The organism is Pseudomonas sp. Pseusp97, from assembly GCF_047304025.1.
GTDB lineage: Bacteria > Pseudomonadota > Gammaproteobacteria > Pseudomonadales > Pseudomonadaceae > Pseudomonas.
This window is the reverse complement of record NZ_JBGLYK010000008.1, coordinates 1-13,917: the sequence shown is the minus strand read 5'-3', so window position 1 is coordinate 13,917 and position 13,917 is coordinate 1. Positions and strand designations below refer to the sequence as shown.

General features: G+C 65.3%; 11 protein-coding genes. All 11 read left to right on the top strand.

Annotation, left to right across the window (positions count from 1 at the left end):
* Window positions 1-14 precede the first annotated feature (14 nt).
* The 11 genes from nuoC to nuoN all read left to right on the top strand — a co-directional run bounded on the left by nuoC (window position 15) and on the right by nuoN (window position 13,727).
* A complete protein-coding gene (nuoC, locus tag ACCC94_RS03120) occupies window positions 15-1,796 on the top strand; it encodes an NADH-quinone oxidoreductase subunit C/D (protein ID WP_088421493.1) in 1,782 nt (593 codons plus the stop codon).
* Window positions 1,793-2,293: an NADH-quinone oxidoreductase subunit NuoE gene (nuoE, locus tag ACCC94_RS03115; protein WP_259759663.1), complete on the top strand. Its 501-nt coding sequence runs from the start codon at window positions 1,793-1,795 to the stop codon at window positions 2,291-2,293. Before nuoC ends, nuoE begins: the two co-directional genes overlap by 4 nt.
* On the top strand, window positions 2,290-3,639 hold the full coding sequence (gene nuoF / locus ACCC94_RS03110; RefSeq protein ID WP_413347991.1) for an NADH-quinone oxidoreductase subunit NuoF: 1,350 nt from the start codon (window positions 2,290-2,292) through the stop codon (window positions 3,637-3,639). Before nuoE ends, nuoF begins: the two co-directional genes overlap by 4 nt.
* A 129-nt stretch (window positions 3,640-3,768) precedes the next feature.
* Entirely contained in the window at window positions 3,769-6,483 is a 2,715-nt protein-coding gene (gene nuoG, locus ACCC94_RS03105; protein WP_413347990.1) for an NADH-quinone oxidoreductase subunit NuoG, read from the top strand.
* Complete coding sequence (gene nuoH / locus ACCC94_RS03100) at window positions 6,480-7,469, top strand: NADH-quinone oxidoreductase subunit NuoH (protein WP_413347989.1); 990 nt, start codon at window positions 6,480-6,482, stop codon at window positions 7,467-7,469. The genes nuoG and nuoH overlap by 4 nt, the downstream gene beginning before the upstream one ends.
* 11 nt (window positions 7,470-7,480) lie before the next feature.
* Window positions 7,481-8,029, top strand: coding sequence for an NADH-quinone oxidoreductase subunit NuoI (gene nuoI / locus ACCC94_RS03095; RefSeq protein ID WP_413347988.1), 549 nt, complete (start codon window positions 7,481-7,483; stop codon window positions 8,027-8,029).
* Window positions 8,030-8,040: 11 nt separating this feature from the next.
* Window positions 8,041-8,541, top strand: a complete 501-nt coding sequence (gene nuoJ, locus ACCC94_RS03090; protein WP_017517115.1) for an NADH-quinone oxidoreductase subunit J — start codon at window positions 8,041-8,043, stop codon at window positions 8,539-8,541.
* 4 nt (window positions 8,542-8,545) lie between these two features.
* Complete coding sequence (gene nuoK / locus ACCC94_RS03085) at window positions 8,546-8,854, top strand: NADH-quinone oxidoreductase subunit NuoK (RefSeq protein ID WP_017517116.1); 309 nt, start codon at window positions 8,546-8,548, stop codon at window positions 8,852-8,854.
* Window positions 8,851-10,698: an NADH-quinone oxidoreductase subunit L gene (gene nuoL, locus ACCC94_RS03080; RefSeq protein ID WP_413347987.1), complete on the top strand. Its 1,848-nt coding sequence runs from the start codon at window positions 8,851-8,853 to the stop codon at window positions 10,696-10,698. The genes nuoK and nuoL overlap by 4 nt, the downstream gene beginning before the upstream one ends.
* A gap of 28 nt (window positions 10,699-10,726) precedes the next feature.
* Window positions 10,727-12,256, top strand: coding sequence for an NADH-quinone oxidoreductase subunit M (gene nuoM, locus ACCC94_RS03075; RefSeq protein WP_413347986.1), 1,530 nt, complete (start codon window positions 10,727-10,729; stop codon window positions 12,254-12,256).
* Between the two features lie 7 nt (window positions 12,257-12,263).
* Complete coding sequence (gene nuoN, locus ACCC94_RS03070) at window positions 12,264-13,727, top strand: NADH-quinone oxidoreductase subunit NuoN (RefSeq protein WP_413347985.1); 1,464 nt, start codon at window positions 12,264-12,266, stop codon at window positions 13,725-13,727.
* The last annotated feature ends 190 nt before the right edge of the window (window positions 13,728-13,917 follow it).

Genomic DNA, 13,917 nt, shown 5'->3' with positions numbered 1-13,917 from the left:
GTGACTTAAAGACTATGAATGCAGACTCCGCTCTGTACATCCCGCCTTACAAGGCAGACGACCAAGATATCGTCGTCGAACTGAATTCCCGCTTTGGCGCCGAGACCTTCACCGTCCAGGCCACCCGCACCGGCATGCCGGTGCTCTGGGTTGCCCGTGAGCGCCTGATCGACGTTCTCACCTTCCTGCGCAATGTGCCCAAGCCGTACGTCATGCTCTATGACCTGCACGGTGTCGACGAGCGCCTGCGCACTCACCGTCGCGGCCTGCCGGGTGCAGATTTCAGCGTGTTCTACCACCTGATGTCGCTCGAGCGTAACAGTGACGTGATGATCAAGGTGGCCCTGTCCGAAGGCGACCTCAACCTGCCCACCGCCACCCGTATCTGGCCGAACGCCAACTGGTACGAGCGTGAGGTCTGGGACATGTACGGGATCACCTTCAATGGTCACCCGCACCTGACCCGCATGCTGATGCCGCCGACCTGGGAAGGTCACCCGCTGCGCAAGGACTACCCGGCGCGCGCCACCGAGTTCGATCCCTACGCACTGTCCGCCGCCAAGCAGGACCTTGAGCAGGAAGCCCTTCGCTTCAAGCCCGAAGACTGGGGCATGAAGCGCCACGGCGAGAACGAGGACTTCATGTTCCTCAACCTCGGCCCGAACCACCCGTCCGCCCACGGTGCGTTCCGCATCATCCTGCAGCTGGACGGCGAAGAGATCCTCGATTGCGTTCCGGAGATCGGCTACCACCACCGTGGCGCCGAGAAGATGGCCGAGCGTCAGTCCTGGCACAGCTTCATTCCATACACCGACCGTATCGACTACCTCGGCGGCGTGATGAACAACCTGCCGTACGTGCTCTCGGTCGAGAAGCTCGCCGGCATCAAGGTGCCCCAGCGCGTCGACGTCATCCGCATCATGATGTCGGAGTTCTTCCGCATCCTGAACCACCTCCTCTACCTGGGTACCTACATCCAGGACGTGGGTGCGATGACGCCGGTGTTCTTCACCTTCACCGACCGCCAGCGCGCCTACAAGGTCGTCGAAGCCATCACCGGCTTCCGCCTGCACCCGGCCTGGTACCGCATCGGCGGCGTCGCCCACGACCTGCCGCGAGGCTGGGACAAGCTGGTCCGCGAGTTCCTCGACTGGATGCCCAAGCGCCTGGACGAGTACGAAACCGCAGCCCTGAAGAACAGCATCCTGCGTGGTCGTACCATTGGCGTTGCCGCGTACAACACCAAGGAAGCGCTGGAATGGGGCACCACCGGCGCCGGCCTGCGCGCCACCGGCTGTGATTTCGACCTGCGTAAAGCGCGCCCCTACTCCGGCTACGAGAACTTCGAGTTCGAAGTACCGCTGGCGGCCAACGGCGACGCCTACGACCGCTGCATGGTCAAGATGGGTGAGATGCGCCAGAGCCTGCGCATCATCGAGCAGTGCCTGAAGAACATGCCCGAAGGCCCGTACAAGGCCGACCACCCGCTGACCACGCCGCCGCCCAAAGAGCGCACGCTGCAGCACATCGAAACCCTGATCACCCACTTCCTGCAGGTTTCCTGGGGCCCGGTCATGCCGGCCAACGAAGCCTTCCAGATGGTGGAAGCGACCAAGGGCATCAACAGCTACTACCTGACGAGCGATGGCAGCACCATGAGCTACCGGACCCGCATCCGGACGCCCAGCTTCGCGCACCTGCAGCAGATTCCGTCGGTGATCAACGGCAGCATGATCGCTGACCTGATCGCCTATCTGGGCAGTATCGACTTCGTTATGGCCGACGTGGACCGCTGATCATGAGTACCCTTATCCAGACTGATCGTTTCGAACTCAGCGAAACCGAGCGCTCGGCCATCGAGCACGAGATGCATCACTACGAGGACTCCCGCGCGGCGTCCATCGAAGCCCTGAAGATCGTCCAGAAGCAGCGCGGCTGGGTGCCGGACGGCGCCATTCCGGCCATCGCCGAGATCCTCGGCATTCCGGACAGCGACGTCGAAGGTGTTGCTACCTTCTATAGCCAGATCTTCCGCCAGCCGGTGGGCCGCCACATCATCCGCGTCTGCGACAGCATGGTCTGCTACATCGGCGGCCACGAATCCGTGGTTGGCGAGATCCAGAAGCAGCTGGGCATTGGTCTGGGCCAGACCACCGCCGACGGCCGCTTCACCCTGCTGCCGGTGTGTTGCCTGGGCAACTGCGACAAGGCCCCGGCGATGATGATCGACGACGACACCTTCGGCGACCTGCGTCCCGACGGCGTCGCCAAACTGCTGGAGGCCTACGCATGAGTCGCCTCACCTCCTACGGCACGCCCAACCGCACCGCGCGTGCTGCCGAAACCCATCCGCTGACCTGGCGCCTGCGTGACGACGGCGCCCCGGTCTGGCTGGAGGAGTACCAGTCGAAGAATGGCTACGCTGCCGCGCGCAAGGCGCTGGCGCAGATGGCCAGCGACGACATCGTCCAGACCGTCAAGGACTCCGGCCTCAAGGGCCGCGGCGGTGCAGGCTTCCCCACCGGCGTGAAGTGGGGCCTGATGCCCAAGGACGAATCCCTCAACATCCGCTACCTGCTGTGCAACGCGGACGAGATGGAGCCCAACACCTGGAAGGACCGCATGCTCATGGAGCAGCTGCCGCACCTGCTGGTGGAAGGCATGCTGATCTCCGCGCGCGCCCTCAAGGCTTATCGCGGCTACATCTTCCTGCGCGGCGAGTACGTCGATGCCGCCCGCAACCTCAACCGCGCCATCGAGGAAGCCAAGGCAGCCGGCCTGCTGGGCAAGAACATCCTCGGCAGCGGCTTCGATTTCGAGCTGTTCGTGCACACCGGCGCCGGCCGCTACATCTGTGGCGAAGAGACCGCGCTGATCAACTCGCTGGAAGGCCGCCGCGCCAACCCGCGCTCCAAGCCGCCCTTCCCCGCCGCAGTCGGCGTCTGGGGCAAGCCTACGTGCGTGAACAACGTCGAGACCCTGTGCAACGTGCCGGCGATCGTCGAGCACGGCGTCGACTGGTACAAGGGCCTCGCCCGTCCGGGCAGCGAAGACATGGGCACCAAGCTCATGGGCTTCTCCGGCAAGGTGAAGAACCCCGGCATCTGGGAACTGCCCTTCGGCCTTCCGGCCCGCGAGCTGTTCGAGGACTACGCCGGCGGCATGCGCGACGGCTACAAGCTCAAGGCCTGGCAGCCCGGCGGCGCCGGTACCGGCTTCCTCCTGCCGGAACACCTGGATGCGCTGTTCTACGCCGGCGGCGTCGCCAAGGTCGGCACCCGTATGGGTACCGGTCTGGCCATGGCGGTGGACGACAGCGTCAACATGGTTTCCCTGCTGCGCAACATGGAAGAGTTCTTCGCCCGCGAATCCTGCGGCTGGTGCACTCCGTGCCGCGACGGCCTGCCGTGGAGCGTGAAGGTCCTGCGCGCGCTGGAGAAAGGCGAAGGCGCCCAGGGCGACCTGGAAACCCTCGAGCAGCTGGTCAACTTCCTCGGCCCCGGCAAGACCTTCTGTGCCCACGCACCGGGTGCCGTCGAGCCGCTGGGCAGCGCACTGAAGTATTTCCGTCCCGAGTTCGAAGCGGGCATTTCCCGCCAGGCTCAGGCCGTACAAGCACCGCAGACCGTCGGCGCTTGATGCTTTGATCGCCGGGCGTAGGCGCCCGGCGTTGTTTCGTTGCAGTGCCGCGGCGTGCCGCCGGCCCGATGAAACCGTGATTTCTATTAGCCACGCCCGCTGACAACGGGCCAACGAAGACTTAGACCCATGGCCACGATCCACGTAGACGGCAAGACGTTAGAAGTCGACGGAGCGGACAACCTGTTGCAGGCCTGCCTCTCCCTCGGTCTCGACATCCCCTACTTCTGCTGGCACCCGGCGCTCGGTAGCGTCGGCGCCTGCCGCCAGTGCGCGGTCAAGCAGTACACCGACGAGAACGACAAACGCGGTCGCCTCGTCATGTCCTGCATGACTCCTGCCACCGACAACACCTGGATTTCCATCGAGGACGAAGAGGCCAAGCAGTTCCGCGCCAGCGTCGTCGAATGGCTGATGACCAACCACCCGCACGACTGCCCGGTCTGCGAGGAAGGCGGTCATTGCCACCTGCAGGACATGACGGTGATGACCGGCCACAACCAGCGCCGGTACCGCTTCACCAAGCGCACCCACCAGAACCAGGAGCTCGGCCCGTTCATCGCCCACGAGATGAACCGCTGCATCGCCTGCTACCGCTGCGTCCGTTACTACAAGGACTATGCCGGCGGCACCGACCTGGGCGTCTATGGCGCGCACGACAACGTCTACTTCGGCCGGATCGAGGACGGTGTGCTGGAGAGCGAATTCTCCGGCAACCTGACCGAGGTCTGCCCGACCGGCGTGTTCACCGACAAGACCCACTCCGAGCGCTACAACCGCAAGTGGGACATGCAGTTCGCCCCGAGCATCTGCCATGGCTGCTCCAGCGGCTGCAACATCAGCCCCGGCGAGCGTTACGGTGAAATCCGCCGCATCGAGAACCGCTACAACGGCTCGGTGAACCACTACTTCCTGTGCGACCGCGGCCGCTTTGGCTACGGCTACGTCAACCGCGAAGACCGCCCGCGCCAGCCGCAACTTGTGCTGAGCAAGCAGAAGCTTTCGCTGGACGGCGCGCTGGACCAGACCGCCGCCCTGCTCAAGGGCCGCAAGGTCATCGGCATCGGTTCGCCGCGCGCCAGCCTGGAAAGCAACTACGCGCTCTCTGCACTGGTCGGCGCGCAGAACTTCTACAGCGGCATCTCCGCTGACGAACTGCAGCGCCTGCAGCTGGTTCTGAAAGTCATGCAGGACGGCCCGCTGCCGGTGCCGACCATCCGTGACATCGAAGACCACGACGCCGTATTCGTGCTCGGCGAAGACCTGACCCAGACCGCTGCCCGTATCGCCCTGGCCCTGCGCCAGTCGGTGAAAGGCAAGGGCGAGGACATGGCCGCCGCGATGAAGATCCAGCCGTGGCTCGATGCCGCGGTGAAGACCATCGCCCAGCACGAGATGAACCCGCTGTTCATCGCCAGCCTCGATGAGACCCGCCTGGACGACGTTGCCGCCGAGTGCGTGCACGCCGCTACCGAAGACCTGGCGCGCCTGGGCTTCGCCGTGGCCCACGCCATCGATTCGAGCGCCCCGGCCGTGGCCGGCCTCGACGCCGACGCAGCCGCCCTGGCCCAGCGCATCGCCGATGCCCTGGTCGCCGCCAAGCGTCCGCTGGTCATCTCCGGCACCTCGCTGGGCAGCAACGCCCTGATCGAAGCCGCCGCCAACATCGCCAGCGCGCTGAAGAACCGCGAGAAGAACGGCTCCCTGAGCCTGGTGGTTCCGGAAGCCAACAGCCTGGGCCTGGCCCTCTTCGGCGGTGAGTCCGTCGAGAAAGCGCTGGAGCAACTGACCTCCGGCGCCGCCGATGCCGTGGTGATCCTGGAGAACGACCTGTACCGCCGCGCCGACGCTGCCGCTGTCGATGCTGCCCTGGCCGCCGCGAAGATCGTCGTAGTCGCCGATCACCAGCAGACCGCCACCACCGCCAAGGCCACCGTGCTACTGCCGGCCGCGAGCTTCGCCGAAGGCGATGGCACCCTGGTCAGCCAGGAAGGCCGCGCCCAGCGCTTCTTCCAGGTCTTCGATCCGACCTACTACAACGCCGACAATCTCGTCCGCGAAGGCTGGCGCTGGCTGCACGCCCTGCACAGCACCCTCGAAGGCAAGCGTGTCGACTGGACCCAGCTGGACCACGTGATCGACGCCGTCATCGCCGCCAAGCCGCAACTGGCCGGCATCCGCGAAGCCGCGCCGAACGCTGCGTTCCGCATCAAGGGCCTGAAGCTGGCGCGCGAGCCGCACCGCTATTCCGGCCGTACCGCCATGCGCGCCAACATCAATGTCAGCGAGCCGCGTCAGCCGCAGGATATCGACTCGGCGTTCGCCTTCTCCATGGAAGGCTACGCCGGCAGCGCCGAACCGCGTCAGCAGATTCCGTTCGCCTGGTCCCCGGGCTGGAACTCGCCGCAGGCCTGGAACAAGTTCCAGGACGAAGTCGGCGGCCACCTGCGCGCTGGCGATCCGGGCGTTCGCCTGATCGAGGCCAAGGGCGAAGCCCTGTGGTTCAGCGAAATTCCCGCGCCGTTCCACACCGCCGCCAGCCAGTTCAAGGTGGTGCCCTTCTATCACCTGTTCGGCAGCGAGGAGAATTCCTCGAAAGCCGCCCCGGTGCAGGAGCGCATCCCGCAGACCTACGTCACCCTGGCAAAAGCCGAGGCGGACCGTCTGGGCGTCAACGAAGGCGCGATCATCCGCCTGACCGTCAAGGGCCATGAACTGCGCCTGCCGCTGCGCGTGAGCGAAGAGCTCGGCGCCGGCCTGGTCGCACTGCCGGTCGGTCTGCAAGGCATCCCCGCCGGCGTCATCGGCGCTGTCGCTGAAGGTCTGCAGGAGGCTGCGCAATGAGTTGGCTGACACCTGCCATCGTCGACATCCTGATCGAGGTCATCAAGGCCATCGTCATCCTGCTCGCCGTGGTCGTCTGCGGCGCGCTGCTCAGCTGGGTCGAGCGTCGTCTGCTCGGCCTCTGGCAGGACCGCTACGGTCCGAACCGGGTCGGCCCCTTCGGTGCCTTCCAGCTCGGCGCCGACATGCTGAAGATGTTCTTCAAGGAAGACTGGACCCCGCCTTTCGCCGACAAGATGATCTTCACCCTCGCCCCCATGATCGCCATGGGTGCGCTGCTGGTGGCCTTCGCTGTCATCCCGATCACCCCGACCTGGGGCGTGGCGGACCTGAACATCGGCATCCTGTTCTTCTTCGCCATGGCCGGCCTGACCGTGTACGCGGTGCTGTTCGCCGGCTGGTCGAGCAACAACAAGTTCGCCCTCCTCGGCAGCCTGCGCGCCTCGGCCCAGACCATCTCCTACGAGGTGTTCCTGGCCCTGTCGCTGATGGGCATCGTGGCCCAGGTCGGCTCGTTCAGCCTGCGCGACATCGTCGATTACCAGGCCGAGCACGTGTGGTTCATCATCCCGCAGTTCTTCGGTTTCATGACCTTCTTCGTCGCCGGCGTCGCCGTGACCCACCGTCACCCGTTCGACCAGCCCGAGGCCGAGCAGGAACTGGCCGATGGTTACCACATCGAGTACGCCGGCATGAAATGGGGCATGTTCTTCGTCGGCGAGTACATCGGCATCGTGCTGGTGTCCGCGCTGCTGGCGACCCTGTTCTTCGGCGGCTGGCACGGTCCCTTCGGCATCCTGCCGCAGATCCCGTTCATCTGGTTCGCCCTGAAAACCGGCTTCTTCATCATGATGTTCATTTTGCTGCGGGCCTCCATCCCACGCCCGCGCTATGACCAGGTGATGGCCTTCAGCTGGAAGTTCTGCCTCCCGCTGACCCTGATCAACCTGCTGGTGACCGGCGCTGTCGTGCTGGCCAGCCAGTAAGGAGTAGGACCATGATCAAGTACATTTTCGACGTGGTGCACGGCACCTACACCCAGCTGCGCAGCCTGGTGATGATCTTCGGTCACGCCTTCCGCAAGCGTGACACTCTGCAATACCCGGAAGAGGCCGTGTACCTGCCGCCGCGCTACCGCGGCCGCATCGTGCTCACCCGCGATCCCGACGGCGAGGAGCGCTGCGTAGCGTGCAACCTGTGCGCCGTGGCCTGCCCGGTCGGCTGCATTTCCCTGCAGAAGGCCGAGACCGACGACGGTCGCTGGTATCCGGAATTCTTCCGCATCAACTTCTCCCGCTGCATCTTCTGCGGCCTGTGCGAAGAAGCCTGCCCGACCACCGCGATCCAGCTGACCCCGGATTTCGAGATGGGCGAGTTCAAGCGCCAGGACCTGGTCTACGAGAAGGAAGACCTGCTGATCTCCGGCCCCGGCAAGAACCCGGACTACAACTTCTACCGCGTTGCCGGCATGGCCATCGCCGGCAAGCCGAAGGGCGCCGCGCAGAACGAGGCCGAACCGATCAACGTCAAGAGCCTGCTGCCGTAAGGAGACGTCGCGTGGAATTCGCTTTCTACTTCGCCGCCGGCGTCGCCGTGCTGGCAACCTTCCGGGTCATCACCAACAGCAACCCGGTGCATGCCCTGCTCTACCTCATCATTTCGCTGCTCGCGGTATCGATGACCTTCTTCAGCCTCGGCGCTCCGTTCGCCGGTGCCCTGGAAATCATCGTCTATGCCGGCGCGATCATGGTGCTGTTCGTCTTCGTGGTGATGATGCTCAACCTCGGCCCGGCGATTGCCGAGCAGGAGCGCAAGTGGCTCAAGCCCGGCGTCTGGATCGGCCCCGGCGCGCTGGCTGCCGTGCTGCTGGTCGAACTGCTGTGGATGCTCTCGCGCACGCCGAGCGGCATCGGCATCGGCCACACCACCGTGGACGCCAAGGCCGTGGGCATCAGCCTGTTCGGCCCGTACCTGCTGGTCGTCGAACTGGCCTCGATGCTGCTGCTGGCGGCCCTGGTCGCCGCCTACCACCTCGGCCGCCACGAAGCGAAGGACTAACACCATGAATGCAATCCCTCTCGAACACGGACTGGCGCTCGCCGGTGTGCTGTTCTGCTTCGGCCTGGTGGGCCTGATGGTACGACGCAACATCCTGTTCGTACTGATGAGCCTGGAAGTGATGATGAACGCCGCCGCGCTGGCCTTCGTGGTCGGTGGCGCCCGCTGGGGCCAGCCTGACGGCCAGGTGATGTTCATCCTGGTGCTCAGCCTGGCTGCGGCCGAGGCCAGCATCGGCCTGGCGATCCTGCTCCAGCTGTATCGCCGCTTCCATACCCTCGATATCGACGCTGCCAGCGAGATGCGCGGATGAACCTGCTGCCCCTTACTTTCCTGTTCCCCCTGGTCGGCTTCCTGCTGCTCTCGTTCTCCCGCGGCAAGTGGTCGGAAAATCTCTCGGCACTGGTAGGTGTCGGCTCCGTGGGCCTGGCGGCCCTCTCCGCCTTCTGGGCGATCTGGAGCTTCCACAGCAACCCGCCCGAAGGTGGTGCCTACAACCTGGTGCTGTGGCAATGGATGAGCGTTGGCGACTTCAAGACCAACTTCACCCTGTACCTGGACGGCCTGTCGGTCACCATGCTCGGCGTGGTCACCGGCGTCGGCTTCCTGATCCACCTGTTCGCCTCCTGGTACATGCGCGGTGAAACCGGCTACTCGCGTTTCTTCGCGTACACCAACCTGTTCATCGCCAGCATGCTGTTCCTGGTGCTGGGCGATAACCTGCTGTTCATGTACTTCGGCTGGGAAGGTGTGGGCCTGTGCTCCTACCTGCTGATCGGTTTCTATTACAACCACGTACCGAACGGCAACGCGGCGCTCAAGGCCTTCATCGTGACCCGCGTGGGTGACGTGTTCTTCGCCATCGGCATGTTCATCCTGTTCCAGCACCTGGGCACGCTGAACATCCAGGAACTGCTGGTCCTGGCTCCGCAGCACTTCGCCAAGGGCGACCTGTGGATCAACCTGGCGACCCTGATGTTGCTCGGCGGCGCCGTGGGCAAGTCCGCCCAGCTGCCGCTGCAGACCTGGCTGGCCGACGCGATGGCCGGCCCGACTCCGGTCTCTGCGCTGATCCACGCCGCCACCATGGTGACCGCGGGCGTCTACCTGATCGCCCGCTGCCACGGCCTGTTCGAGCTGGCTCCGAACGTCCTCGAGCTGGTCGGCATCATCGGCGCCGTGACCCTGGTGCTGGCCGGCTTCGCCGCGCTGGTACAGACCGACATCAAGCGCATCCTCGCCTACTCGACCATGAGCCAGATCGGCTACATGTTCCTGGCCCTGGGCGTCGGCGCCTGGGGTGGGGCGATCTTCCACCTGATGACCCACGCCTTCTTCAAGGCCCTGCTGTTCCTTGCTTCGGGTGCGGTGATCGTCGCCTGCCACCATGAGCAGAACATCTTCAAGATGGGCGGCCTGTGGAAGAAACTGCCGCTGGCCTACGCAAGCTTCGTGGTCGGTGGTGCAGCGCTGTCCGCCCTGCCCTTCCTGACGGCCGGCTTCTACTCCAAGGACGAGATCCTCTGGGAAGCCTTCGCCAGCGGTCACCCGAACCTGCTGATTGCAGGGCTCGTCGGTGCGTTCATGACCTCGCTGTACACCTTCCGCCTGATCTTCATCGCCTTCCACGGCGAAGCGAAGACCGAAGCCCACGCCGGCCATGGCATCAGCCACTGGCTGCCGCTGGGCGTGCTGATCGTGCTCTCCACCTTCATCGGCGCGCTGATCACTCCGCCGCTGGCCGGCGTCCTGCCGGAAAGCGCCGGTCACGCCGGTGGTGAAGCCAAGCACAGCCTGGAGATCGCCTCGGGCGCCATCGCCATCGCCGGTATCCTGCTGGCGGGCCTGCTGTTCCTCGGCAAGCGCCGCTTCGTCAGCGCCGTCGCCCAGAGCGCGCCGGGCCGCTTCTTCGGCACCTGGTGGTACCACGCCTGGGGCTTCGACTGGCTGTACGACAAGCTGTTCGTGAAACCCTACCTGCTGATCTGCCGCCTGCTGGCCGCGGACCCGATCGACAAGACCCTGGTCCTGGTCCCGCTCACCGCCCGCGGTGGTCACAAACTCCTCAGCCTCACCGAGAACGGCCGCCTGCGTTGGTACGCCGCTTCCCTGGTGGGCGGCGCCGCGCTGCTCCTCGGCGCGCTGCTGCTGGCTTAATGAATTCACGAAAGAGATTGAGCCCGACATGATTCTGCCCTGGCTAATCCTGATCCCCTTCATCGGCGGTTTCCTTTGCTGGATCGCCGAGTACACCAGCAAGACCCTGCCCCGCTGGGTCGCCCTGGGATCGATGGTCCTCACCCTGGCCCTGAGCCTGTGGGTGTGGCACACCGGTGACTTCCAGCTGGCCCCGGCGCCGGGTGGCGAGCCGCAGTGGACCCTGCAGTTCCAGGTACCCTGGATCTCGCGCTTCGGCATCAGCGTGCACCTGGCGATGGACGGTCTGTCCCTGCTGATGGTCGCGCTGACCGGCCTGCTCGGCGTACTGTCCGTTCTCTGCTCGTGGAACGAGATCCAGCGTCGCATCGGTTTCTTCCACCTGAACCTGCTGTGGATCCTGGGCGGTGTGATCGGCGTGTTCCTCGCCGTCGACCTGTTCCTGTTCTTCTTCTTCTGGGAAATGATGCTGGTGCCGATGTACTTCCTCATCGCGCTCTGGGGTCATAGCTCGGACGACGGGAAGAAGACCCGCATCTATGCCGCCACCAAGTTCTTCATCTTCACCCAGGCCAGCGGCCTGGTGATGCTGGTGGCGATCCTGGGCCTGGTGTTCGTGCACTACAACAGCACCGGCGTGCTCACCTTCAACTACGCCGACCTGCTGAAGACCCAGCTGCCGCCGCACACCGAATGGCTGCTGATGCTCGGCTTCTTCGTCGCCTTCGCGGTGAAGATGCCGGTCGTGCCGGTGCACTCCTGGCTGCCGGACGCCCACGCCCAGGCGCCGACCGCCGGTTCCGTGGACCTGGCCGGCATCCTGCTGAAGACCGCCGCCTACGGCCTGATCCGCTTCGCCCTGCCGCTGTTCCCCAACGCCTCGGCCGAGTTCGCCCCGATTGCCATGACCCTGGGTCTGATCGGCATCTTCTACGGCGCCTTCCTGTCGTTCGCGCAGACCGACATCAAGCGCCTGGTGGCCTACTCCTCCGTGTCGCACATGGGCTTCGTGATGATCGGCATCTACTCCGGCAGCCCTCAGGCGCTGCAGGGCGTGGTCGTGCAGATGATCGCCCACGGCCTCTCCGCCGCCGCGCTGTTCATCCTCTGTGGCCAGCTGTACGAGCGCCTGCATACCCGTGACATGCGCAAGATGGGCGGCCTGTGGTCGCGCATTCCGTACCTGCCGGCCGTGGCGCTGTTCTTCGCCACCGCATCGCTGGGCCTGCCGGGCACCGGCAACTTCGTCGGCGAATTCCTGATCCTGCTGGGCAGCTTCAAGGTCGTCCCGGTGATCACCGTGATCGCCACCTTCGGCCTGGTGTTCGGCTCGGTCTACTCGCTGATCATGATCCACCGCGCGTACTTCGGCCCGGCCAAGTCCGACACCGCGATCGCCGGCCTGAACGCCCGCGAACTGCTCATGGTGCTCGGCCTGGCGGTGCTGCTGATCGTGCTCGGCGTCTACCCGCAGCCGGTCCTCGATACCTCCGCGGCAACCATGCACGGCGTCCAGCAATGGCTGGGCTCCGCCCTCTCCACCCTGGCAGCACGGTAAGCGCGACATGACCTTCACGATTCAACACTTCATCGCGCTCCTGCCACTGCTCATCACCAGCGCCACCCTGGTGGTGGTGATGCTCGCGGTAGCCTGGAAGCGTAACCACTCGATGGCCGCCACCCTCTCGGTGATCGGTCTGAACCTGGCCCTGCTGTCGATCATCCCGGTGCTGAAAGTCACCCCGATCGAAGTCACCCCGCTGCTGGTGATCGACAACTTCGCCTGCTTCTACATGGCGCTGGTCCTGATCGGCGCCCTGGCCTGCACCACCCTCGCCCATGCCTACCTGGAAAGCTTCCCGGGCAACCGCGAGGAGCTGTACCTGCTCCTGCTGCTGTCCACCGCGGGCGGCCTGGTGCTGGTCAGCGCGCAGAACCTGGCCGGCCTGTTCATCGGCCTGGAACTGCTGTCGGTGCCGGTCTACGGCATGGTGGCCTACGCCTTCTTCAACAAGCGCACCCTGGAAGCGGGCATCAAGTACACCGTACTGTCCGCCGCCGGCTCCGCGTTCCTGCTGTTCGGCATGGCCCTGCTCTACGCCGAGTCCGGCAACCTGGGCTTCGCCGCCATCGGCGCGTCCCTGGCCGAAGGCACCAGCCACGGCCCGCTGCTGGCCATCGGCGTCGGCATGATGGTCGTCGGCCTGGGCTTCAAGCTGTCCCTGGCGCCGTTCCACCTGTGGACCCCGGACGTCTACGAAGGCGCCCCGGCCCCAGTCGCCACCTTCCTGGCCACCACCGCCAAGGTCGCCGTGTTCGCCGTGCTGCTGCGTCTGTTCCAGATCGCTCCGGCGGCCCTGAACAACGGCCTGCTGCATGACGCCATCGCGGTTATCGCCATCGCCTCGATCCTGATCGGTAACCTGCTGGCGCTGACCCAGAGCAACATCAAGCGCCTGCTGGGCTACTCGTCCATCGCCCACTTCGGCTACCTGCTGATCGCCCTGGTGGCGAGCAAGGGTCTGGCCGTGGAAGCGGTCGGCGTGTACCTGACCACCTACGTCGTCACCACCCTGGGCGCCTTCGGCGTGGTCACCCTGATGTCCACCCCCTACAGCGGCCGCGACGCCGACGCACTGTTCGAGTACCGCGGCCTGTTCTGGCGCCGTCCGGTGCTGACCGCCGTGATGACCGTGATGATGCTGTCCCTGGCCGGCATCCCGCTGACCGCCGGCTTCATCGGCAAGTTCTACATCGTCGCCACCGGCGTCGAATCCCAGCACTGGTGGCTGGTCGGCGCCCTGGTACTGGGCAGCGCCATCGGCCTGTTCTACTACCTGCGCGTCATGGTGACCATGTTCCTGGTCGAGCCGAACATGAAGCGTCACGACGCCCCCCTGGACTGGGCCCAGCGCGCCGGCGGCATCATGCTGGTAGCCATCGCCCTGCTCGCCTTCTTCCTCGGCGTCTACCCGCAACCGCTGCTGGACCTCCTCCAGCACAGCGGCCTGGTAGCCATCGCCGGCTAAGGTCGACAGGCAACAAAAAACCCCGCTTCGGCGGGGTTTTTTATTGGGAGGGATTCCTATCGTGAAGACCTACGGCCTTTCGTAGGAGCGGGGGGGGGGGGGGGGGGGGGCCGCGCCCCCCCCGGGGGGGGGGGGGGGGGGGGGGGGGGGGGCCGCAAACACCCCCCGGGGGGGGGGGGGGATTATAAAA

Excerpts from the sequence above, each read along its gene's own strand:
- nuoM (WP_413347986.1), top strand. The coding sequence starts at position 10,727 with ATGATTCTGCCCTGGCTAATCCTGATCCCCTTCATCGGCGGTTTCCTT.
- nuoI (WP_413347988.1), top strand. The coding sequence starts at position 7,481 with ATGATCAAGTACATTTTCGACGTGGTGCACGGCACCTACACCCAGCTG.
- nuoG (WP_413347990.1), top strand. The coding sequence starts at position 3,769 with ATGGCCACGATCCACGTAGACGGCAAGACGTTAGAAGTCGACGGAGCG.
- nuoC (WP_088421493.1), top strand. The coding sequence starts at position 15 with ATGAATGCAGACTCCGCTCTGTACATCCCGCCTTACAAGGCAGACGAC.
- nuoK (WP_017517116.1), top strand. The coding sequence starts at position 8,546 with ATGAATGCAATCCCTCTCGAACACGGACTGGCGCTCGCCGGTGTGCTG.
- nuoF (WP_413347991.1), top strand. The coding sequence starts at position 2,290 with ATGAGTCGCCTCACCTCCTACGGCACGCCCAACCGCACCGCGCGTGCT.
- nuoN (WP_413347985.1), top strand. The coding sequence starts at position 12,264 with ATGACCTTCACGATTCAACACTTCATCGCGCTCCTGCCACTGCTCATC.
- nuoH (WP_413347989.1), top strand. The coding sequence starts at position 6,480 with ATGAGTTGGCTGACACCTGCCATCGTCGACATCCTGATCGAGGTCATC.
- nuoL (WP_413347987.1), top strand. The coding sequence starts at position 8,851 with ATGAACCTGCTGCCCCTTACTTTCCTGTTCCCCCTGGTCGGCTTCCTG.